A 21,065-nucleotide genomic window follows, 5' to 3' on the forward strand; every position below is an offset into this window, starting at 1 on the left:
CGATAAAATGTCACTGCATCCAAGGTTGAAACCAAGCTTCGCCCTGCCAATGTGGCACGGCGAAATGGAATTAATTTGAATGCGCAAATGGCGTGCCGAACGGTATTGCCACGAGGGCATTTTTCAACTGGCAGCTAGTCGACGCACGCTGGGTAAACGCCGTTTTCGTCGTGAACTTCGGTACCGACGACCGGCGGATTGAAGACGCAGACCATCCGCATGTCGACATCGGCCGACAAGAGATGCTTGTCATGCTTGTCGAGCGCATAGACGGTGCCGGCTTCGATCTCGTAGATTTCGCCCGAATCGACGATCTCGACGCGCCCCTTGCCTTCGATGCAGTAGACCGCTTCCAGGTGGTTCTGGTAGTGGATCGGCGTGGTGGTGCCAGCGCGAATGATGGTGTCGTGCAGCGAGAAGCCCATGCCATCTTTCTTCAGCAGCAGACGACGGCTGGTCCAGTTTTCCGAAACGACTTCCGATTCGGTCCCAATCACTTCATTCAGTTTTTTAACGAGCAAGGTAGAGCCTCTTCCAAAAGAAAGCGCGCCGCAGATTGCGGCGCGCGGTTGGTTGAAATTTCAGGAGAATCCGCGGCGAACCGCGACTAGTCGGCGGTCGCCAACGTGCGTCCCTTTTTGCCGTGAGCGGCGCCCAGGACTTCGCGGACCGAATCGACCAGGATCTTCAGCCCGTTGTCGAGCGCATCCTCGGCGATGGTCAGCGGCGGCAACGTCTTGACGACTTCGTCGTTCGGACCGGCCGTTTCGATGATCAGACCGCGATCGTAGGCGGCGCGGGAGATGACCGACGCGACGTCTTCTTCGTGGAACTGAATACCCTGAATCAAACCGCGACCGCGAACGTCAGCGCCATACGTTTCGGCCAGATCCAACAGCGTCGCTTTGATCTTCTTCGCTTTACGATTGACGTCTTGCGACAGCTGATCGTCCTGCCAATAGTGACGCAGCGCGGCGGTCGCCGTGACGAAAGCCGGGTTATGACCACGGAACGTGCCGTTGTGTTCGCCCGGTTGGAAGGCGTCGATTTCCGGCTTCATCAGCGTCAACGCAAACGGCAAACCGTAACCCGACAACGACTTCGACAGGCAGAGAATATCGGGCTTGATGCCGGCGAATTCAAAGCTAAAGAATGGACCGGTACGACCACAACCGACCTGGATGTCGTCGATGATCAGCAAGGCGCCAACCTTGTTGGCCAATGCGGCCAGACGCTGCAGCCACTGCTTGGAAGCGACATTGACGCCACCTTCGGCCTGAACCGTCTCTACGATAAACGCCGCCGGGGCTTCGATTCCGCTGCTATTGTCGCTCAGGTAGCTCTCGACCAGCGAGATCGTGTCGGTATCGGCGTCAAAGTAGTCGCAAAACGGCATGTGCATCGTATCGGACAACGCGACCCCTGCGCCAGCCCGCTTGCCGGCGTTGCCGGTCAGGGCGAGCGAACCAAGCGTCATGCCATGAAACCCGTTGGTGAACGCGATCACGTTCGAGCGGCCGGTGACCTTGCGGGCCAGTTTCAGCGCCGATTCGACCGCGTTGGTTCCGGTTGGCCCCGGGAACATCACCTTGTAATCGAGTCCGCGAGGAGCGAGCAGTACGTCCTGCATCGTTTGCAGCAAGTCGCGCTTGGCGGCGGTCGACATGTCGAGCGCGTGCGTGACGCCGTCCGATGACAGGTATTCGATCAGGGCCGATTTGAGCACATCGTTGTTGTGCCCATAGTTGAGCGAGCCGGCGCCGGCGAAAAAGTCAATAAACGCGCGCCCCTGTTCGTCGAACAGCAGATGATCTTTGGCACGGGTAAAGACCGTCGGGAACGAGCGACAATAGCTTCGTACGTTAGATTCCATTCGCTGGAAAATATTCATTCTCTCTCCAAGATAGGGCCAACACGGACTAATTCTTCGGCTTCGTGTCCGGAAGCGCCAAAGTCCGTGGTTTCAAAGCATCGCGTGTATCCGATCGACGCTCTCAACTGGGACGCCAACGATGCGAACAATGCTCGCGACGCTGCATTGGATGGGGTAATTGTGGCTTCGACAAACTGCACGCCGTCACCATGCCGCACCAAGTACGACAACATTCGCTTCGCCAGCTTTTTTCCGCGCGCCGCAGGCGCAACCAGAACTTGCCAGACGAACAGCGAATCGGGGCGTTTCGGAGGGCGGAAGCCGGTCGCAAAACCGACGATCTCTCCGTTGAGTTCAGCAACGACGCAGGAGTCGGAAAACTCGGTCGCCTGAATGAGATAGAGGTAACAGGAATTCGTATCGAGCGTTTCGTTTGCGCATACTAGCCGCCACAACGACTGAGCGTCCTGTTTTCCAGGACGACGCAGACGAACGGACTCCCTTTCGTTTTCCGCGTTGGGGGAAGTCTCGGTCATCGCCTTAGTGATATTAGCTTTCCTGTTTGCCGTGGACGTTTGGTCCGACGCTTACCATTGCCTGTGGTGACTATTGCCTGTCGAGGAGGGAATACCCTAACACGATCGAAACACGAGTACAACGCGAAGCAGCCGCAAAAAGGGCTCTGGCGCGTATTTCCCGCAGTATTTCATCGGTTTTGAGTTCTTTTCGAATATTGGTGAACCAAAGCGAAACTTTTTTTCGCGGGAATTGTACATATAGGTGATGTCGTTAACGCCCTTTGGAACAGGAAAGAGACGATATGCTGCGACAATTCTCAACTTACGGCGGCGCGGCCCTTTTGGGGGGACTCCTCCTGCTCCTACGCTACCACTCCGCCGCTGCCGAACCCGAGCCTGCGTCGGCAGAAGGGGTCGTCACCTACCAGGGGGAGCCGGTTTCGCACGCGTTTGTTACGTTCAAGTGCCGCGGAATGGCCGAATCGCTGTATGGGCAAACGGACGAAACTGGGCATTACAAGCTCTACTCGCGGATGGAGCGTGACCTACCGATCGGCAAATACGCGGTAACGATCGTCAAACGGGTCACCCAACAGGTCGACCGAGGTCCGCGCGACCAACAGTGGCGACGCGGATCCCGCCAGTGTCGCCGCCATTGGCGCGGTCATCATGATTTCCATCAGCCGCGAATCGTCGACTTGCTGCCCGAACACTACGGCGATGGGCCGACGTCGGGCCTGATTGCGTTGATCGAGCCTGGCAAGAACGTGTTTGACTTTACGCTGACCGACGAAGCGCCGCCGGTTTCGAGCGATGTCGTCGCGCACGACCAGATCGTGCGACTGTCGCTGAACTAGCAGCCTGTTGAAAATACCATCGTGGCATTTTTCAACCTCGCCAAGCTCAGCGCGTAGCTCTTCACGGCTCCCAAAATAACGACTTACGTCGCGATTTTGGGAGCGCATCGCTGCGATCACGCAATCCGTCGAGAAAATCAACGGACTGCTAGGCGACTTCTTTTTTCAGGGCGGTTAACATCCGCCGCCGACTGGTCTACACTGACCCCCTTGCTGCATGTCGCACCTTGCGCGGCATGTTTCTGGCTGGCGCTTCAATAATAGATGGCGCCGCGACGCTTGGTTCGTCGCGTGCTGCAGTCGCAGCGCGGTCGCACTCCCCGCACGTCGGAAGGAAGCGATGCCGCAAGCGAAAAATCAGATTACGCCGCTAGGCGTCTGTTTGGCGATTCTCTGGATCTCTGTCGCTGGTTGGGTTGCGCTTCGATTCGCCGATCCTCCCCAACCGCAGTCCGCTTTGGATCGCATTCGCGAAACCGGCGTCGCCCGGGTCGGCTTCGCCAACGAGCCTCCGTACGGTTACCTCGTTTCTTCCACCGGCGAAATCACCGGCGAAGCGCCTGAGATCGCCAAGGTGATCTTGCGCCGTCTGGGCGCCAAAAAGGTAGAGCCGGTGCTGACCGAGTTCGGCTCGCTCATCCCCGGCCTGAAAGCAGGCCGCTTCGACTTGACCGCCGCTGGGATGTACGTCACGCCGGAGCGCGCCCAGGAAATTGACTTCTCCAATCCGACCTATGCGATTGGCGAGGGATTCATCGTCCGCGCCGGCAACCCGCTCAAACTGCTTGGCTACGAAGATGTGGCCGACAACCCGGACGCCCGAATTGGCGTGATGGGGGGCAGCGTCGAACATGGCTACGCCCAGAAGCTAGGAATCCCCGAGGAGCGAATCGTCGTTTTCCCCGACTACCGCAGCGCGATCGACGGCATCATCGCCAATCGGATCGACGCCGCCGCCGCGACCAATCTGACCGTCAACGACCTGTTGGCGAAGGCGAACGACGATCGCATCGAATCGGCCGAACCGTTTGAAAACCCGGTCATCGATGGCGAGTCGATCCTGGGCTACGGCGCCTTTGGCTTTCAGCAACATGACGACGAACTGCGCCGCGCGTTCAACGAGGAACTCGCCAACTTTCTCGGCACGCCCGAGCACTTGCAGCTGATCGAGCCCTTCGGTTTCGGTAAGTCGACGCTGCCCGGCGACGTTACCACCGCTCAACTCATCGGTTCCGACGAACCATAACGTCTGCGAAACAGGATGCCTGCTCCGTTTGATTTACTACCGATCTTGTTAAAAGGCTTGCCTGCTACGCTGGCCGTCACGGTAGGCGGCATCGCGGTCGCCCTGGTCAGCGCTTTGCTGGCGGGATTGGGACGCAGCTCACGCGATCCAATCGTGCGGTGGACCTCGATTTTCTACATCGAGACCTTTCGCGGCGTATCGGCGATCGTACTGCTGTACTGGTTCTTTTTCGCGCTGCCGCTGCTGACCGGACTTCGCCTACCGGCGATTCTGGCTGGTATCGTCGTGCTGGGGCTGAACATCGGCGCGTATGGCGCCGAGGTGGTTCGCGCGGCGATTGAATCGGTGCCGCCTGGCCAGCGTCAAGCGGCCAAAGCGCTCAATCTGTCGGCGTGGCAAACGATGCGATACGTGGTGCTGCCGCAAGCGGCGCTCGCGGCGACGCCGCCGCTGGGCAACCTGATGATCGAACTGCTCAAGAGCACGGCGCTCGTTTCGATGATCACGGTGGTCGACCTGACCCAGATGGGGATGTTCCTGCGGACCGAGACGCACCGGTCGCTCGCCATCTTCAGCATGCTGCTGCTGATCTACTTCGTCCTTTCCCAATGCATCGCACTAACGGTCCGACTGGTCGAATGGCGACTCTCGCACGGCCAGGACTATGGAGGAACGCGCTGATGTGGGATTGGGATTTCACCTGGCAGGTCATGCCTTCGATCATGCAAGGTCTCGGCGTTACGCTGTTGGCGGTCGCCGGTGGCATGACATTGGCGATTTTGCTGGGACTGCTCTGGGCGGTGTTTCGTCGTTCGTCGGCCGCCTGGCTGAGTTGGCCGACCTACGGCGTCGTGGAGTTTATTCGAAGTACGCCGCTGCTGGTGCAGCTGTACCTGGTCTATTACACCCTCGCTGAATTGACCGGCGGTTGGCTGTCGCCGCTGTGGACCGGCATCTTTGTGCTGGGCGTTCACTACAGCTGCTACACGGCCGAGGTCTACCGAGCCGGGCTCAATGGCGTTCCTCGCGGACAATGGATCGCCGCCAAGGCGCTCAATCTTTCGACCTGGCAAACCTATCGCCATGTCGTCTTGCCGCAGGCGATCCCGCCAATCTTGCCGGCGCTGGGCAACTACTTGATTTCGATGTTCAAAGACGCGCCGCTGCTGTCGGCGATTACCGTGCTCGACATTCTGGAGCGCGCCAAGATCGCCGGCAGCCAAAGCTTTCGCTACCAAGAGCCGCTGACGATTGTCGGGATTATCTTTCTGGCGCTCAGCCTGGCATCGGGCGCAGGCGTCGCCTGGCTAAAACGCCGGACGTCGACGTCGCAAACTTAAAGGAATCGACCATGACTTCTGCTCAACCGATCGTTCGAGTCCGCGAACTGACGAAACGTTACGGCGACCTGACGGTCCTGCGCGGACTGGATATCGATATCCAGGCCGGCGAGAAAGTCGCGATCATCGGCCCCAGCGGTTCCGGCAAATCGACGCTGCTGCGCATGCTGATGACGCTCGAAGAGCCGGACGGCGGCGAGATCTGGATCGATGGCACGCCGATGTGGAGCTACGAACAAAACGGCGCTCGCGTCGCCGCCAGCGAAACGCATCTGCGTCAGGTTCGCGAGAAGCTGGGCATGGTCTTCCAGCACTTCAATCTCTTCCCGCATATGACGGTCCAGCAAAACATCACCCTGGCGCCGCAACTGGTGCGGGGAGAAAACGGCGGCGCCGCGACCGAAACTGCCAAGCGTCTGCTGGACATGGTCGGATTGGCTGACAAGGCGAACGCCTATCCCGCCAAGCTCTCTGGCGGCCAGAAACAACGCGTCGCGATCGCCCGAGCGATGGCGATGTCGCCCCAGGTAATGCTGTTCGACGAGGTTACCTCGGCGCTTGATCCCGAGTTGGTGCATGAGGTGCTGATGGTGCTGCGCAAGTTGGCCCTGGAGACCGACATGACGATGCTACTGGTCACGCACGAGATGGCGTTCGCCCGCGAGATCGCCGATCGGGTACTCTTCTTCGATCAAGGTCGCATCCTGGAGTCAGGTTCGCCCGACGAGATTTTCACCTCGCCGCGAGAAGCGCGGACGCAGCAGTTCCTGCACACCGTTCTCGACCGGTAGTCGCTTGCCGCGGCCGGCCCGTCGGCGTATGTTGGCGGCATCGCGCTCCCATTCTTACCTTGCGAGGCCTGTTCGATGTCCGCTGATTCCGCCCCCACCCCAGCTCAGTTATCCTCCGCCCGGTGCGAGCGTCTGGCCAAACTTCAGCCGCAACTGGGGGATGGTCCCGCCGCCGAAGCGATTCAGCTACTCTTCGCGGAACTGGCCGCCTGCCAGACTCGCCAGACAGCGCTCGAAAAAGAAGTGAACGATCTGCAGCTCGAACTGCAACTGCGAGGCGTCTTTCGCCAGTCTTGCTGCGACTAGAGCGTTTTTCTGATAGCTGTAGCGTTTCCGGCGTTGGTGAGGCAAGCTGGTCAAGGCGACCGAAGCAGGCGAATCCTCAAGATTCGTCGATGCAGGTCAACGCCGACCAGCGCGGCCGCAACCAGCCAGAACGATACAGATGGAGGAAAACCGCTCTAAACCTTCGCCAAGACGGGCCCCGCCACGGGCACAAATCGCCCACCGGACAGGCCAATACAACGCTGGTGATCCGCATAGTCGCACCCCGCGCCAAGCCGTGAAATGCGGGATCTCGCCGGATCTCCTGATTCCGCCCAGCATCTTGCCGATTTTCATTGCGGCCAGGGCGTCGAAAGCTAGGTTTTGATTGTCAGTCCCGTGCCGGAACTGGCCCAACCGACCAACCGTTGATTGGGCCCTCAAGACCTGGAAATCATGCACCGCTTCACTCGATTTGCCAAGCTCACGCTATTGGTTGCGATTATCTGCTTGATCTGCACTGGCTTCGCGGCGTCCGCCTTTGGCCAGTCGGTCGAAGCGAAGGTAAAAACCGCCTATCTCTACTCGCTACTCCGTGGTTCCACCTGGCCGGCCGAGTCGCACCCAGACGATAGCTCGCCCTACAAGGTGGTGATCGTTGGGACGGACCATTTGGATGGGCACCTCGATCGGGTCGCTGAGAAAAAGCGGATCAACCACCGGAAAATCGTCCTGCAGCGGGTCCGCGATCTGCACAGCGTCGGCGACGCCCACCTGCTTTATCTGCCCGGCGGATCACGCGAACTGATCAAAGCGGCCGCGAAAGCGACGGCCGGACAACCGATCCTGATTGTCGGCGAAGGCAAAGACGCTCTGGCCAGCGGCGCCGAGGTCGGTTTCTATCTTGATGACGCCGGAGCGGTCGCCGTCGTGATTAATCCAACCGCCGCCCAGAAGCGCAAACTGTCGATCGACGATACGATGATGACCATCCGCGCCAACGCGGGTCGTTAGTTTCCCATCGGTCAGAATCGCCTGGCCTTCCGCGCGTCTGCGTCGGGCCCGCTTCTCGCCCATTCTTTCTCTGAGTACCTCCACCGATGCACTTGTTGTACAACATGCGCTGCTGGCTATAATCTTGCCATGAATCTCGTAGAACTTGCCGAACGTATACGCTCTTATCGCATCGACCAGCGGTTGACGCTGGAAGAAGTGGCGTCGCGCACCGGTCTGACCCGCAGTTGGCTCTCCAAAGTCGAAAACTTCCGGGTCACCCCTTCCCTGCCTGCCCTCGCGCAGATCGCTCAGGCGCTTAACATTCCTCTCTCGAAGTTGGTTGAAGGGCTCGATGACAAGCCGGCCCTGGCGATCATTCGCAAGAGCGATCGTAAGGTGGTCGAACGGGACAAGTCGGCGACCAACACGTCGGTTTACGAGTCGCTGGCCCATCTCCGCAAATCGCGATCGATGGATCCCTTCTTGATTACAATCCCCTCCGGCGTTGCCCGGGAAGAAGCGCTCGGCCACCTGGGGGAAGAGTTCCTGATGGTCCAAAGCGGTACGGTCGACTTCGAGTACGACGGCGAAAAGCATAAGCTCGACTCCGGCGACAGCCTTTATTTTGACGCTCGCGTCCCGCACCGCCTGATCAATTCGAGCAAGCGGCAAGCGGTGGTGCTGTGCGTCTTCCAGACGTCCAGCGAGTAGGCCCGCTTACTTTCGGATCCCCAGCGAGAGAATCGCCCCCGCGATACAAACCGTCGCCACGACGGCAAACACGATCGACGTGTTTCCGCTACCGTCGATCAAGCGGCCGATGATCGGTTCGCCAAACCCGGCGAAGGCGTAGGCGAAGCTGTTCAACACGCCGGTACCGGTCCCCGCATTCTTGCGGCCTAAAAGGTCGGGGCAAAGCGCCCAAAACGCCGACTGCGGACCGTAGGCGAAAAAGCCGGTCAGGAACAGAATCGGAATTCCGAGCGGATGCGATTTCGGCAACAGGAACATCGCCGCCGCACAAACCGACGCCGCCGACATGAACAGGAAAATCACCCGCGAGCGATTTCCCTTCATCCAAACGTCGGAGATCCACCCGCTCGCCATCGCTCCCAGCGCCATGCCAATCGGCAGGGCAATGCTGATCCACTTGGTATCCGAATTCTTCCAGTCTTCCCCCAAAAAATGGACCGGCACCCAGATAAGCAGACCGTAGCGGGCCATGCTCTGAAACCCAATCGCCACCGCTGCGAACAAGAACGGTACGCAGGCAAAGACATTCAAGTAACGACGTATGAGAGATCGAAACCCGCTTCCCTCGTGACTGGTCGCGTCTGAATCTCCTGGTGCATCTTCTTCGCTCTCCGACTCCAGCCCCACCTCTTCCGGCTTGTCGCGAACCAGCAAGTAATAGCTGACGCCGCCCAATAGCAGCAGCAACACCGGCAAGCGAAAAATCCACCGCCAGTTCAGATTGCACTCCAAGATCAGCATCGACGTGCCAAAGGCCAAGACCGACGACATGCCTGCCGCAAACACGTAGGCGCCGTACGCCTTGCCCCGCTCGGCATGTCCCCACCAGTTCGACAATACGCGGCTGCCCGGCGCCCAGCCCATCGATTGTGCGTAGCCGTTGGCCGCCCACGGCACAATCAACTCGGTGGCGTTGGTTCCAAAGCTGACGATCCAGTTGAGCCCACACGACAGCATCGCCCCCAGGCTCATCATCCGCCGGCCGCCAAACCGATCTCCGAGCGCGCCGTTGATAAACTGCCCGACGGCATACGCCCACAACAGCGCTGCGCTAGCCCAACCAAGCGTTTCTTTCGAGATCCCCAGTTCTTCCTCGATGCCTGGAATCGCAAATCCAAATGTCTGCCGCCCGGTGTAAAAGAAGAGATAGCAGAACATCGTCGCCAACAAGACGCGCCATTGATAGGTGCGAAATAACTCGCCCTTTTCACCTCTCTCCGGCGATGGCTCCATGCTGAAGTTGGAGTCGTGAGAATCAGCTGCACTGGACATTTGCGGTTCGTTCGAGTTCGAGGAAGCGGCTTCGGTCGGGTAGGTCTTCAAACTATTCTTGCTTCCGGGATCCGACCACGCGAGGACTCCAACGCCCCCGTCAACATCCCGAAAAAAGAAATACTGGACGAAATCTTCACAGTCAGTTAATCCAATCTTTGTTGACCCGTAGTCAACTTTTGTGATGCAGTTATCGCTGGCGACACGTTCACTCGTCAAGCGATTCACAATAATTTCACAAGATGAGACATGAGATGAGGCCCCTGTTCCTACTTTTCGTGCTGTTGGTTCCGTTGGGTTGCAACAAAGCAGAGCCGTATGGCAATGCGCCGACGGCGGTCGGCGCTGCTGCGGATCAGCGCCAAGACAATCCCGAGTATTCACCCGATCTTCCGTAGCGATACTTCGCTGGCCGTTACTGACGCGTATTGATCATTCCATTCATCTGCAGAAACACAGGAAACCCACAATGTCATATCGCAATCGCGATCGCACCGCTTTCACGCTGGTCGAACTTCTCGTGGTCATCGCCATTATCGGCGTCTTGATCGCCTTGCTGCTGCCGGCCGTTCAGCAAGCTCGCGAAGCGGCTCGCCGTTCGCAGTGCACCAATAACCTGAAACAACTTGGCCTGGCGATGCACATGTATCACGACGCCTATCGCAGCTTTCCGATCGGCGCCTACGCCGCCTGGGGACACTCTTGGTCGTGGCCGATCCTACCGTTCATGGAACAAACCGCCGTGTACGAAATTTTGCCCAACGCTCCTAGCGACAGCGGCAGCTACGGCGGGTCAGACGCGACTAGCGTCGCGTTGGTCAAGCTGATGCGAACTCCCATCAGTACCTTTTTTTGCCCGTCGCAGCCTGACGGACAAACCGAACCTACTGAAGTCAACGGCTTGACCGGTCGATCGATCAGCAGCTATTTGGCCAACGCTGGCGGCGACGCTACGCAAGATGGTCTTGGCGCTGGCGGCATGGATCAGTCGAACGGACTATTTCATGCGGTGCGCATGAATACCTCTTCGCCGACAGGCCGGGTCTTCAAGTTTCGTGACGCCAAAGACGGTCTGTCATCGACGGTCCTCTTGGGCGAGGCGGTTTATGACATTGATCCCGACAAGTGCTACCTTTGCGATCACTTTCTCTACTTTCATCCCAACTTCGATTCGAGCAACGGCTCCGACTTTTCCGAAGCGCTCGGCTCCACCTACGACCCGGTAAACCCGAAGACGACCGATGGCAATATCCTGGAGCGTTCGTATGGCAGCTTCCATCCCGGCGGCGCCAACATCGGATTTGCCGACGGCAGCGTCCACTTCATTCCGGAAACGATCGACGGCGCCACCTGGCGAGCCATGGGATCGCGCAAAGGCGGCGAAGTGGTCGAATTGCCGTAGGTTCCGGGTTTCATCATTGCGTGCCGGCCGTCGTCGCCGGCACGCTGCTGCGATCGACTCTCGCCCAGAAAGCATGCCGCGATGACCGATTCCTTGCTCAACCGCCGTACCTTTACCGCTTCGCTCGCTGGCGGAACCTTGGCCGCGACCGCACTGGCCTCCAGCGCCTCTTCGCCCGATACGGCCGGCCCGATGATTGGCCACGTCTCGGAAACGACCGCCAACATCTGGTATCGCCCTGCGAAGCCTGGCACGTATCGGGTGCAGATTTGGGAAGCGGCTGACGACGCCAAACCGCAAACCGTCCAGGCCGAAGCGACCGCCGCAGGCGACCTAAGCCTGACCTGGAAAATCGCAAACCTAAAGCCGGCGACCCGCTACCACTATGCGATCGAAGGCGCCGATCTTTCGCCGGACGATTGCTATCTGATCACCGCGCCCTCAGCCGCCGTCCGCGGCAAGTCCTGCCTGGCGTTTGGTTCATGCGCGAAAACGAAGCCGTCCTCTCTATGGGCGCAGATGGAACAGCGCGGCGCCCAAGGGCTGGTTTTGCTCGGCGACACGCCTTACATCAACTCGACCAATCTCACGACGATTCGCAACGAGCAGCGCAAGCTCCTGCAGATTCCGGAACTCGCCTCGCTTGTTCGCCATACGCCAACCTGGGGCACGTGGGACGATCACGACTTTGGCGGCAACGACACCGATGGTCGTCTACTAGGCAAAGAGAACTGCCGCCGCGGGTTCGTCGAGTATCGCGCAAACGCCGAGTTTGGCGAGTCAGGCGAAGGGATCTACACCAAGTTCCGCTATGGCCCGATCGAGGTCTTCCTGCTCGACACTCGCTGGTTCTCGCAAACGGCGCCATCGCCGGTCGCCGCCGACAAGCCTACCTTGCTCGGCGAGCGACAATGGAAGTGGCTGCAGGAAGGCCTGGCCAGTTCGACCGCTCCCTTCAAAGTGATCGCCTGCGGGATGATCTGGGACGACAAAGAAAATGGCGAAAAAGATGACTGGGGTACCTACACCCACGAGCGAGATGCGCTTTTTGATTTCATCGGCCAGCAGCGGATCACCGGGGTCGTCCTGATTGGTGGAGACATCCACTGCAGCCGATTGTTAAGGTATAAGTCGACGGGTCAGACCGGCTATCCGATTCATCAGTTCATCGTTTCGCCGATCCACGACAGCGTCATCCCGAGCTTGAACGTCGCCCACCCCGACCTGATCAAAGGCGCCGCGGTCCCGCATGTTTGGCTCCGCTTAGAAGCTGACGCGACGCGGACTCCGGCAACTTTGCATGCCGAATGGGTGCAGCGCGATGGCCGCCAGATGTGGGACCTGACGCTCGAAGAGACGCAACTGCGCCCCGCCTAGTCGCCGCCCGTCGGCATTCCTTTTCCGCTCCTCACGCCCCAATCGACCAGCGCACGATGCGACCAACGATGACTTATCTGGACGATGGCTCGATTCGCACCGTCGAAACGATCCTGGCCAGTCAAAACTCACGACGCCCCTTTGTCGTTTATGACGAGACGGCGTACGTTTCCTCCGGCGCCCAGGCCGCCCTGCAATCTACCTTCGCCAACCGAGCGACCACCTGGTTCAGCCAGTTCGAGTTGAACCCGAAACTGCCGGACGTCGAGCAGGGGGTCGAACTGTTTCGGAAGTCGCAATCAGACGTGATCGTGGCGATTGGCGGCGGCACCGCGATCGACATCGCCAAACTGATCGCCGCCCTTTCGCAACAAACCGATCCGGCGGCGGCGATCATTCGAGGCGAGCGTCCCTTGGCCGATTTCGACATTCCCCTGATTGCGATTCCAACGACCGCCGGAACCGGCAGCGAAGCGACCCATTTTGCGGTCGTCTATATTCAGAACGAAAAATTCTCGCTCGCCCACCCGCACATCCTGCCGCAGTTCACGATTGTCGACAGTCAGTTGACCCGCAGTCTCCCCCGCTCGATCACGGCCGCAACCGGTCTGGACGCCTTCTGCCAGGCGATCGAATCGCTGTGGGCGGTCGGCAGCACCGACCAGTCGATCGCCTACGCCAGCGAAGCGTTGCCGCTGATCGTCGAAAACCTGCCGATCGCCGTCCTCGCCCCTACCGCCAAGTCGCGCCGCGGCATGAGCCGCGCCGCTCACCTGGCCGGCAAAGCGATCAACATCAGCCGCACTACTGCGCCCCATGCGATCTCGTACGCGATTACCTCGCGGCATGGCTTTCCGCATGGCGTCGCCGTCGCGATGACCCTGAGCCGCATGCTGAAATACAACGCATCGGTCCAAGCCGCCGACTGCGCCGATCCCCGCGGCGTCTCGTTCGTACAACGACAAATCGACCGCATCGTCGATCTGCTGGCGAGCCAAACGCTGGAAGAGGCGAGCCAAAAAATCGACAGCTTCATCGCCAAACTCGGCTGCCCGACGTCCCTGCAAGCCGCCGGAATCAACACCCGCCCCCAGATCGAAGCGATCGTTCAGCAAGTCAACGCCGAGCGAATGTCGAACAACCCGCGGAGTTCCACATCGGCGACGCTGCTTGATCTGCTGGCTGGCGGGGTGTCGGCGGTGACGAGCTAATCTCGTGCTTCGCGAAAACGGCAAGATCCCTATTGCGGAGCCATCAGGAAAATCGGGCCAGACCCCTCACCTGGGCCAAGTTCTAAGTTCTTCAAGACGACGCCCGGGTTGTCGTTGGCATCGCGAATACGAATGCTGACGCCACTGCTAGGAGGATCATTAGCATTCTCGGCGACTTGCAGCTTCTGTTGACTCGCTTTAATCGCGAGCGAGTCGAGTTTGTCATCGGCGTTGTCGATACGATCTTGGATATCGATCATTCGCAGTCGTAGACGATGCGCTTTCTCCGCCAAGGCGTTCTGCATCGTCGATCGGGCATCACCTCGGCTCGATCGAATCGCCTGGATCCGATCCTCCAAGGCCGTCCGTAGGGCAGCGTCCGCTTTCAACATCGCTTCGTCCTGTACCTCGCCGGTGCGGATCTCATCCACGTAGAGAATTACCGCTTGAAGCCCGAGACTCTCCACGGCGAGCTGCTCTCGTTTTGCACAGGCACGGCACGGATACGTCGCCAGGTCAGCCAGAAACTGCTTGATCTCTTCTTTGACGCTGTCCGCCACGCTTTCCGCTTCCTTTAGCAGTGGCGCGGTATCTACCTTGCCTGCCAGCGGCGCGTCTCCACAGCACTCGACCGCTTTCGGATTGCCAGCCTTCCATGCTGTGCAGACGCCATTGATCAGCGTCCGAACCGCATTAAGCTGCGCTACATCTCGCGCCGCTAAACCTTTCGGAATGTTCAGCCGACTCGCCAGCCATTTCAACTGACCAGGGTCATTGCCTGGCGGCAAGTCGGCATAGGGAAGCGACAGATCCCCTTTCTGCTTCAGATCTACATGAATGGTGCGGGTGTCGCCGGCGAAGGGAAGCAACTGAATCCGCTTGCCAACCGTGCGAAATTCGGCCGGATTGGCGACCAGTTTCAGCTCCTTATCGGCGCCGGTCTCAATTTCCAGCGGCGTGTCGCAGAATTCGATCGGTTTGGCGTCGCTCAGTTCGTACCGCACCGATCGTCCTCCCTCCCCGACCAGATTGAACGTGTTGCTTAAATCGATCCCGGTTACTTTGAACAGAATACCGCTGGCCCGCATCGAGGCGACCTTCAGCGAGCTTTTCTTATCTTTGTCGAACGAGAAAGGGGTTTTCTCTCTGCTGTAGTAGAGAAACTTCGTGGCGGAATCGAGCTTCTTGGCGCCCTTCCGGAAGACAACTTCGTCGGCCAGCAGCGCTTGGGTTGGATCGTCAAGCTTGGAGTGAAGCGGGGCGAGCGTCGCGTTCACACGTCCGTCTTTGGTGGGAGCGGCGACAAAGATGATATCGGTAACGCCAAGCTTGTGTTCCAACGTCTTATCCCGAAATCGCAAGGGAAACTGCTTTTGGCCGCCCCGCGATACGCTGATGTCCAACAAATGATAGATGGGAAACGGCTTTTTGACGTCCGCATGAGAAATGCGGACCTCAACCGCTTTCCAATCGAGCGCGGTCTTGTTGGACAACGTGACTTGACCAGAAAAAACAACCCTCTCTTCTAATGCAGCGTCAACAGTGATTTCGCGAACGTCCCCATCTAGCGTCAGGCGACTGGGCGGGTCGATTTTCGTTTGATACTGGACCGCCAGGTCATGTGGGAATTCCTCTTGCGCGGTTAGCACCAGGGTCGTGGCGCCAATCCCCAAATGGATTTGTAGATGGCGCACCAGCGTAATGACTTCGGCCGGTTGCCCAAGCCGACACAGACAAGTACGATACATTGTGGAAAGGTACGCAAGTTGCGATGATTGCTCAATTTCTCGCCATTCTGATGACGATCACACTGCCCCTTCAGGGGTTGGCGGTGCCGCATTGTCATGGCGAGTCCGTAGTGGGGCAGAGTTCCGATCATGATCGGATGCTCCATATCCATTTCGGGCATGGTCACCACCACGAGGATCACGACCATTGTCATCGAGACTGCGATTGTCCGAGTGACGATGATTCCTCACAGGCTCCAACGCACCAACACGACGACGATGCTGTTTTCGTGACAGGCGATCTTGTCGTCGATCACACGCAAGTGCGGGTGCCGACATCCGACCTGTTCGTTGCCCTCGCCCTAGATTTTGCCGCTCCCAGTTTGGCTCTGGACATGTTCCACCGCTGGGTTCAGGAACCGCCGCCCGATATTGGCGGGTTCCCCATCTTTCTGAAGACAGCCTCGCTTCGGCTGTAAACCAACCGCCGCAACGATTGCGTGACGTGGAAAGGGTTCGCCCTTGTGCCGTCTCCGCAATCGCCGCTTGCGTCATCTGTTCTTTCGTTTCGCCCATTGATGGCGAGCGGATTCATGGTGGTTGGAGACCCGACTCGTGTTTCGTTTACTCAAGATTTGTGCTGTCGTTCTCGCCCTCGCTGGTATTGTTGGCATCGGTGTCTACACCAAGAACCGCTGGCTCCCGTGGCTGACGCCTGCTCAATCCGAAACAGCCAACGCTTCAGACGCTTCGCAGGCGGGAGTGGCTTTACCCAACGAGCAGGTCAATCTCTCGCCGCAGGCTCAGAAGAATCTGAAGCTCACGTCCAAGCCGCTGCTGCCGGTCACCTATTGGCGAACGATCCAAATTCCGGGCACGGTTGTGGATCGTCCCGGCATCAGTGATCGGGGCGTGATCGCTCCCGTCACTGCGGTGGTCACCGCAATCCACCACTTTGCCGGTGAAACGGTTGCTTCGGGAGATGCCCTGTTCACGTTGCGGCTAGTTGGCGAGTCATTTCAGACCTCGCAAACGGAGCTTTTCAAGGCGACCAAAGAGAACGAGATCGTTCAAGAGGAGTTGGAACGGCTGGGGCCAATTGCTCAGTCGGGAGCCGTCCCCGGCACGAAGATGATCGACCTGCGGAATCAGCAGCGGCGACTGGCGGTCACGATCCAAGCTCATCGGCAAGACCTGCAAATCCGAGGATTGACGCAAATACAGATCGACTCCGTGGCGAACGGGACACTGGTCTCAGAAGTGACGGTCCTCGTCCCTGCCGGATGGAATAGCACCACCCAGAACCCGGCGAACGAATCGGCAGTGTTTGAACTACAGCAGGTCCATGCCGAGATCGGGCAACATGTGCAGGCGGGAGAGCGGCTGGCAACCCTTTCCAATCACGAGTCATTATTCATTGAGGGGCGGGCGTTTCGTCAGGAGTTGCCTCTGCTGCAACGAGCGGCGGAAGAGGCATGGTTGATTCAGGTCGAACTGCTGGAATCGACCGAGTACGACTGGCAGTCCCCAATTCCTCCTGTGAAGATTCACTACATCTCCAACACGCTTAACGACGACAATCGGACGATCTCGTTTTATCTGCCGCTCCATAATCAATCCCGCACCTACGAACGGGATGACGAGCAACTCTTCCTGTGGCGGTTTCGTCCGGGTCAGCGGGTGCAACTCCATGTGCAGGTCGAGCAGCTTGAGAACGTCTTTGTGCTTCCGGCAGCGGCGGTCGTTAAAGAAGGACCGGAGAGCTACGTCTTCCGTCGCAACGGAGACATCTTCGACCGCAAGCCCGTCCATGTTCTGCATCAGACTCCGAGTGAAGTCGTCATCGCAAACGATGGCAGCATTCCACCCGGCATTTACGTGGCACAGTCTGGTGCCGTGCAAATCAATCGTGTCCTGAAGTCCCAGAGCGGCTCGGCTCCTTCCGGCGTGCATGTTCACGCTGACGGTTCCGTCCATACGAACCACTAGGAGTCGCCATGTTAGATTCTGTTATTCGCTTCTCGCTGCGTCATCGACCGCTCATTCTGGTTCTGAGCATCGCCGCCATGATATACGGCGGTTACCTCACGACCACGATGCCAATTGACGTGTTCCCCGATCTCGACCGACCTCGTGTCGTGATTCTGACCGAGTGTCCGGGATACTCGCCGGAAGAAATTGAAACACTGGTCACGCAGCCCATCGAGCAAGCGGTGCTGGGGGCGAATGGCGTCGTGGCGGTTCGCAGCCAGTCGAGCATGGGACTGGTCGTGATCTACATCGAGTTCGAATGGGACACGGAGATTCGAGCCGCCCGGCAGGTCGTGCAGGAACGTCTGGCGACGGTGGCAGGCATCATGCCAGACGGGATTCAACCGCTGATGGCTCCTCCGACCTCGATCATGGGTCAGATCATGCACGTGGGGGTTCATCGCCAGACCGGTCCACACGGAGGACAACTCACGACGATTGGTGACACAGATCTGCTCATCGAACGAGTTCAGAAGGAGTCGTCATTCCAACTTCATGCTTGGAATCCGAAAGATCGACACGACCAATCGACATGGGAAGAGGTCACGGTCGAGTCTTGGGAGGTTATTCCCAGCGAATCCACTTCCGAAGGGCAACGCATTCAAGTTGTAGTCGGTGGGCAGCAATATGAAGCGATCTTCTTGACACCCGAACAACAGTCGATGGAACTTCGCACGATAGCTGATTGGGTCGTGCGGCCTCGGCTGCTGCGGCTTTCCGGTATTGCCGAGGTCATCGTGCTGGGGGGCGACCAGAAGCAGTACCACGTCGAGATCAATCCCAAGCGTCTGCTTGAATACGGCGTGTCGGTGCAACAGGTGGAAGATGCCATCAGGCAGAACAATCTCAACACCAGCGGCGGCTTCACGAAGGAAGGGCAACTGGAACGACCGATTCGAGTCATCGGTCGTCTCGGTCCGGGGAGCAAGCAAGTCATCAAGCATCTGCGAAAGGTGCCCGTTGATGCGGAGTCGAGCCGTCCTGTCCTCATCGAGCAGGTGGCAGAAGTCAAAGAAGGTTCGCCGCCCAAGCGAGGCGATGCGAGCATCGACGGTCACGTTGGAATCGTCATCACGCTGGTCAAACAGCCGCACGTCGATACACGAGGACTGACCGAGCGAATTCATGCCGCCCTGATCGACGTGGAGAACTCGCTCCCGGCTGACATCCTCATCAATCGTGACCTGTTCCAACTGAAGAATTTTATCGACCGAGGCATATATTACGTCGGTGAGGCCCTTGTGATCGGCGCCGTGCTGGTCGTCATTGTGCTGGCGGTCTTCCTGCTGAACTTCCGCACGACCTTCATTTCACTCACCGCCATTCCCCTCTCGTTGATGATTACCACGCTGGTCTTCCGGTTGATCGGCTATCTGACGGGACAAGAGCTTTCGATCAACGTGATGACGCTCGGCGGTATTGCCGTGGCGATGGGGGAACTGGTCGATGACGCCATCGTCGATGTCGAGAACATCTTCCGACGCCTCAACGAAAACAACGCTTCGCCCAACCCACGTCCCGCACTCACGGTGGTCTATCAAGCCAGTCGGGAGGTTCGCAGTGCCATCGTGTTTGGCACGGGGGTGGTGATTCTTGTGTTCCTGCCGCTGTTTGCAATGTCGGGCGTGGAAGGTCGTCTGTTTGCTCCCTTGGGGATTGCCTACATCGTGTCGATTCTGGCGTCTCTGCTTGTCTCGCTTACGGTGACGCCCGTTCTGTCGTATTACCTGCTGCCCAAGTCACGGGCGCCCCATCGGCACAACGACAGCTGGCTGCTGCGAGTCCTAAAGTGGTTCGCCGGTTACCTCGTGCGATTCAGTATGCGGTTTGGTGGAAGCCTGCTGGTGCTGACGTGGGTCTTGGTGGGAGTGAGCGTGTTCGTACTCTCTCAACTTGGAGCCGATTTCCTACCGCAATTCGATGAAGGGAGCGTGCAGGTCAATCTGACCCTTCCGGCTGGCTCGTCGCTCGAAGCCTCCAACGATGCCGCACAGATTATCGACGCGAAGCTCTCACCACTGCTGAGAACCGCCGCCCATCCTGACGGTGAAATCCTGCACTTCGTTCGTCGCACGGGGCGAGCCGAACTGGATGAACACGCTCAGCCCGTCAATATGAGCGAATACATCCTCAGCATGAACCCGGAAAGCGAGCAGAGTCGAGAGGAAACGATTGAGACGCTACTCAGCGAACTCAAGCAGGAGTTGCCCGGCGTCGACGTTGAGATCGACCAACCGTTGGCTCACCTGATCAGTCACATGCTCTCCGGCGTGTACGCTCACGTCGCCATCAAAATCTATGGCGATGACTTCGCCACGCTGCAACGGCTAGCACAGCAGGTGAAAGGGGAAATCGCTGACATCCCCGGCATCACCACACCGGTCATCGAGTCGCAAGAGTTCGTGGACGAACTACACATCGTCCTGCGTCCCGAAGAACTGGCCTATTACGGTGTCAGCAGAGCCTATGTCGCCGAGTACATTCAGACGGCACTGCGTGGCAATACCATTTCGCAAGTGCTTGAAGGTTCCCGTCGCTTCGATCTGGTGGTACGGCTGCGAGAGGAAGAGCGAACAGACTATTTCAGCTTGCGGAACCTGCTGATCGATCTGCCCGATGGTCGTGGTCAAATCAAGCTGGAACATGTCGCCGACTTTCCCGAAGGGATGACCGGTCCCAACCAACTGATGCGGGAAAACGTGCGGCGACGAATGGTCGTCCGCTGCAATACGCAGGGAAGAGACCTCGGCAGCGTCGTCGTCGACATCGAACAGCGGATCGGCAGTCGGATTCGGCTCCCCGAAGGCTATTACATCGAGTACGCCGGACAGTTCGAGAGCCAGCGATCCGCCACGCTCCTGATCTGCGTGATGGCGTTGGTGTCGCTGATTGGCGTGTTTGTGGTGCTGCTGATGCTGCTTCCCTCGGTGCGGGTCGTGCTGCAAATCCTCAATGCGATTCCCACGGCATTCATCGGTGGTGTGGTGGCATTGGCTCTGACCGAACAAACCCTGACGGTTGCCAGTCTGGTCGGATTTATTTCGCTCGGCGGCATCGCCGTTCGAAACGGCATTCTGCTGGTGACGCACTACTTCCATCTCATCGAGCAAGAGGGGGAGCAGTTCTCGCAAAGCATGATTCTGCGAGGTAGTCTCGAACGGTTGGCTCCTGTGTTGATGACAGCAATCACGGCCATCATGGGCTTGCTGCCGATAGTCGTCGGAGGTCAGAAGCCGGGGTTGGAGATTCTCTATCCGGTCGCCACCGTGATCGTGGGCGGACTGCTGACCTCGACGTTCTGCGAGTTCCTGATTCACCCCGGACTATTCTGGAAGTTCAGCGGGAAAGATGCCCTCCGACGTGCGGAAGGCGAACAAAGTGAAGACGAGATGCTCCGGTAGCGTTAT

General features: G+C 58.6%; 19 protein-coding genes. 14 read left to right on the forward strand and 5 right to left on the reverse strand.

Annotated elements, in window-relative coordinates; genetic code table 11:
• Window positions 1–134 precede the first annotated feature (134 nt).
• The 3 genes from Enr8_RS11350 to ectA form a co-directional block, all read right to left on the reverse strand.
• Entirely contained in the window at window positions 135–521 is a 387-nt protein-coding gene (locus tag Enr8_RS11350) for an ectoine synthase (RefSeq protein ID WP_146431489.1), read from the reverse strand.
• An 86-nt stretch (window positions 522–607) separates the two neighbouring features.
• The gene (gene ectB, locus Enr8_RS11355) at window positions 608–1,891 is read right to left on the reverse strand and encodes a diaminobutyrate--2-oxoglutarate transaminase (protein WP_146431491.1); all 1,284 of its coding nucleotides are present in this window, start codon (window positions 1,889–1,891) and stop codon (window positions 608–610) included.
• A complete protein-coding gene (gene ectA, locus Enr8_RS26615) occupies window positions 1,888–2,409 on the reverse strand; it encodes a diaminobutyrate acetyltransferase (RefSeq protein WP_146431494.1) in 522 nt (173 codons plus the stop codon). The genes ectB and ectA overlap by 4 nt, the downstream gene beginning before the upstream one ends.
• 284 nt (window positions 2,410–2,693) lie before the next feature.
• Between ectA and Enr8_RS11365 the strand changes: the two genes are divergently transcribed.
• From Enr8_RS11365 to Enr8_RS11400, 8 genes are all read left to right on the forward strand, one after another.
• A complete protein-coding gene (locus tag Enr8_RS11365) occupies window positions 2,694–3,248 on the forward strand; it encodes a carboxypeptidase-like regulatory domain-containing protein (RefSeq protein WP_146431496.1) in 555 nt (184 codons plus the stop codon).
• Window positions 3,249–3,588: 340 nt separating this feature from the next.
• On the forward strand, window positions 3,589–4,494 hold the full coding sequence (ehuB, locus tag Enr8_RS11370; RefSeq protein ID WP_146431498.1) for an ectoine/hydroxyectoine ABC transporter substrate-binding protein EhuB: 906 nt from the start codon (window positions 3,589–3,591) through the stop codon (window positions 4,492–4,494).
• A gap of 15 nt (window positions 4,495–4,509) precedes the next feature.
• Window positions 4,510–5,175 carry an ectoine/hydroxyectoine ABC transporter permease subunit EhuC gene (ehuC, locus tag Enr8_RS11375; RefSeq protein ID WP_186767583.1) on the forward strand — a complete coding sequence of 222 codons (666 nt, stop codon included), beginning with the start codon at window positions 4,510–4,512 and terminating at the stop codon, window positions 5,173–5,175.
• A complete protein-coding gene (gene ehuD / locus Enr8_RS11380; protein ID WP_222434848.1) occupies window positions 5,175–5,834 on the forward strand; it encodes an ectoine/hydroxyectoine ABC transporter permease subunit EhuD in 660 nt (219 codons plus the stop codon). The genes ehuC and ehuD overlap by 1 nt, the downstream gene beginning before the upstream one ends.
• 11 nt (window positions 5,835–5,845) lie before the next feature.
• A complete protein-coding gene (gene ehuA / locus Enr8_RS11385) occupies window positions 5,846–6,625 on the forward strand; it encodes an ectoine/hydroxyectoine ABC transporter ATP-binding protein EhuA (RefSeq protein ID WP_146431500.1) in 780 nt (259 codons plus the stop codon).
• A 75-nt stretch (window positions 6,626–6,700) separates the two neighbouring features.
• Window positions 6,701–6,931 carry a hypothetical protein gene (locus Enr8_RS11390; RefSeq protein WP_146431502.1) on the forward strand — a complete coding sequence of 77 codons (231 nt, stop codon included), beginning with the start codon at window positions 6,701–6,703 and terminating at the stop codon, window positions 6,929–6,931.
• Between the two features lie 414 nt (window positions 6,932–7,345).
• A complete protein-coding gene (locus tag Enr8_RS11395; protein WP_146431504.1) occupies window positions 7,346–7,903 on the forward strand; it encodes a YfiR family protein in 558 nt (185 codons plus the stop codon).
• Between the two features lie 129 nt (window positions 7,904–8,032).
• Window positions 8,033–8,596: a helix-turn-helix domain-containing protein gene (locus tag Enr8_RS11400; protein ID WP_146431506.1), complete on the forward strand. Its 564-nt coding sequence runs from the start codon at window positions 8,033–8,035 to the stop codon at window positions 8,594–8,596.
• Window positions 8,597–8,602: 6 nt separating this feature from the next.
• Here Enr8_RS11400 and Enr8_RS11405 read toward each other — a convergent pair whose 3' ends face one another.
• Complete coding sequence (locus Enr8_RS11405; RefSeq protein ID WP_246120042.1) at window positions 8,603–9,910, reverse strand: MFS transporter; 1,308 nt, start codon at window positions 9,908–9,910, stop codon at window positions 8,603–8,605.
• A gap of 469 nt (window positions 9,911–10,379) precedes the next feature.
• Between Enr8_RS11405 and Enr8_RS11410 the strand changes: the two genes are divergently transcribed.
• From Enr8_RS11410 to Enr8_RS11420, 3 genes are all read left to right on the forward strand, one after another.
• The gene (locus tag Enr8_RS11410) at window positions 10,380–11,312 is read left to right on the forward strand and encodes a DUF1559 domain-containing protein (protein ID WP_146431682.1); all 933 of its coding nucleotides are present in this window, start codon (window positions 10,380–10,382) and stop codon (window positions 11,310–11,312) included.
• 81 nt (window positions 11,313–11,393) lie between these two features.
• A complete protein-coding gene (locus Enr8_RS11415; RefSeq protein WP_146431509.1) occupies window positions 11,394–12,689 on the forward strand; it encodes an alkaline phosphatase D family protein in 1,296 nt (431 codons plus the stop codon).
• 68 nt (window positions 12,690–12,757) lie between these two features.
• The gene (locus tag Enr8_RS11420; RefSeq protein ID WP_246120043.1) at window positions 12,758–13,900 is read left to right on the forward strand and encodes a phosphonoacetaldehyde reductase; all 1,143 of its coding nucleotides are present in this window, start codon (window positions 12,758–12,760) and stop codon (window positions 13,898–13,900) included.
• Between the two features lie 29 nt (window positions 13,901–13,929).
• Here the strand turns inward: Enr8_RS11420 and Enr8_RS11425 are convergent, their stop codons facing one another.
• Window positions 13,930–15,648 (reverse strand): hypothetical protein, encoded by a 1,719-nt coding sequence (locus tag Enr8_RS11425; RefSeq protein WP_146431514.1) that lies wholly within the window; start codon window positions 15,646–15,648, stop codon window positions 13,930–13,932.
• 23 nt (window positions 15,649–15,671) lie between these two features.
• On the opposite strand from Enr8_RS11425, the gene Enr8_RS11430 reads away from it, so the two are divergent.
• The 3 genes from Enr8_RS11430 (at window position 15,672) to Enr8_RS11440 (ending at window position 21,059) form a co-directional block, all read left to right on the forward strand.
• The gene (locus Enr8_RS11430; RefSeq protein WP_146431516.1) at window positions 15,672–16,106 is read left to right on the forward strand and encodes a hypothetical protein; all 435 of its coding nucleotides are present in this window, start codon (window positions 15,672–15,674) and stop codon (window positions 16,104–16,106) included.
• A gap of 136 nt (window positions 16,107–16,242) precedes the next feature.
• Window positions 16,243–17,616: an efflux RND transporter periplasmic adaptor subunit gene (locus Enr8_RS11435; RefSeq protein WP_146431519.1), complete on the forward strand. Its 1,374-nt coding sequence runs from the start codon at window positions 16,243–16,245 to the stop codon at window positions 17,614–17,616.
• A gap of 8 nt (window positions 17,617–17,624) precedes the next feature.
• Window positions 17,625–21,059, forward strand: a complete 3,435-nt coding sequence (locus tag Enr8_RS11440; protein ID WP_146431521.1) for an efflux RND transporter permease subunit — start codon at window positions 17,625–17,627, stop codon at window positions 21,057–21,059.
• Window positions 21,060–21,065 lie beyond the last annotated feature (6 nt).

This window comes from Blastopirellula retiformator (genome assembly GCF_007859755.1).
In the GTDB taxonomy this organism is placed as follows: Bacteria; Planctomycetota; Planctomycetia; order Pirellulales; family Pirellulaceae; genus Blastopirellula; species Blastopirellula retiformator.

Coding starts and splice junctions, on each gene's coding strand:
- Enr8_RS11415 (WP_146431509.1), top strand. CDS start 11,394: ATGACCGATTCCTTGCTCAACCGCCGTACCTTTACCGCTTCGCTCGCT.
- ectA (WP_146431494.1), bottom strand. CDS start 2,409: ATGACCGAGACTTCCCCCAACGCGGAAAACGAAAGGGAGTCCGTTCGT.
- Enr8_RS11395 (WP_146431504.1), top strand. CDS start 7,346: ATGCACCGCTTCACTCGATTTGCCAAGCTCACGCTATTGGTTGCGATT.
- Enr8_RS11440 (WP_146431521.1), top strand. CDS start 17,625: ATGTTAGATTCTGTTATTCGCTTCTCGCTGCGTCATCGACCGCTCATT.
- Enr8_RS11420 (WP_246120043.1), top strand. CDS start 12,758: ATGACTTATCTGGACGATGGCTCGATTCGCACCGTCGAAACGATCCTG.
- Enr8_RS11400 (WP_146431506.1), top strand. CDS start 8,033: ATGAATCTCGTAGAACTTGCCGAACGTATACGCTCTTATCGCATCGAC.
- Enr8_RS11405 (WP_246120042.1), bottom strand. CDS start 9,910: ATGTCCAGTGCAGCTGATTCTCACGACTCCAACTTCAGCATGGAGCCA.
- Enr8_RS11410 (WP_146431682.1), top strand. CDS start 10,380: ATGTCATATCGCAATCGCGATCGCACCGCTTTCACGCTGGTCGAACTT.
- Enr8_RS11430 (WP_146431516.1), top strand. CDS start 15,672: ATGATTGCTCAATTTCTCGCCATTCTGATGACGATCACACTGCCCCTT.
- Enr8_RS11425 (WP_146431514.1), bottom strand. CDS start 15,648: ATGTATCGTACTTGTCTGTGTCGGCTTGGGCAACCGGCCGAAGTCATT.
- Enr8_RS11365 (WP_146431496.1), top strand. CDS start 2,694: ATGCTGCGACAATTCTCAACTTACGGCGGCGCGGCCCTTTTGGGGGGA.
- ectB (WP_146431491.1), bottom strand. CDS start 1,891: ATGAATATTTTCCAGCGAATGGAATCTAACGTACGAAGCTATTGTCGC.
- ehuA (WP_146431500.1), top strand. CDS start 5,846: ATGACTTCTGCTCAACCGATCGTTCGAGTCCGCGAACTGACGAAACGT.
- Enr8_RS11390 (WP_146431502.1), top strand. CDS start 6,701: ATGTCCGCTGATTCCGCCCCCACCCCAGCTCAGTTATCCTCCGCCCGG.
- ehuB (WP_146431498.1), top strand. CDS start 3,589: ATGCCGCAAGCGAAAAATCAGATTACGCCGCTAGGCGTCTGTTTGGCG.
- ehuC (WP_186767583.1), top strand. CDS start 4,510: ATGCCTGCTCCGTTTGATTTACTACCGATCTTGTTAAAAGGCTTGCCT.
- ehuD (WP_222434848.1), top strand. CDS start 5,175: ATGTGGGATTGGGATTTCACCTGGCAGGTCATGCCTTCGATCATGCAA.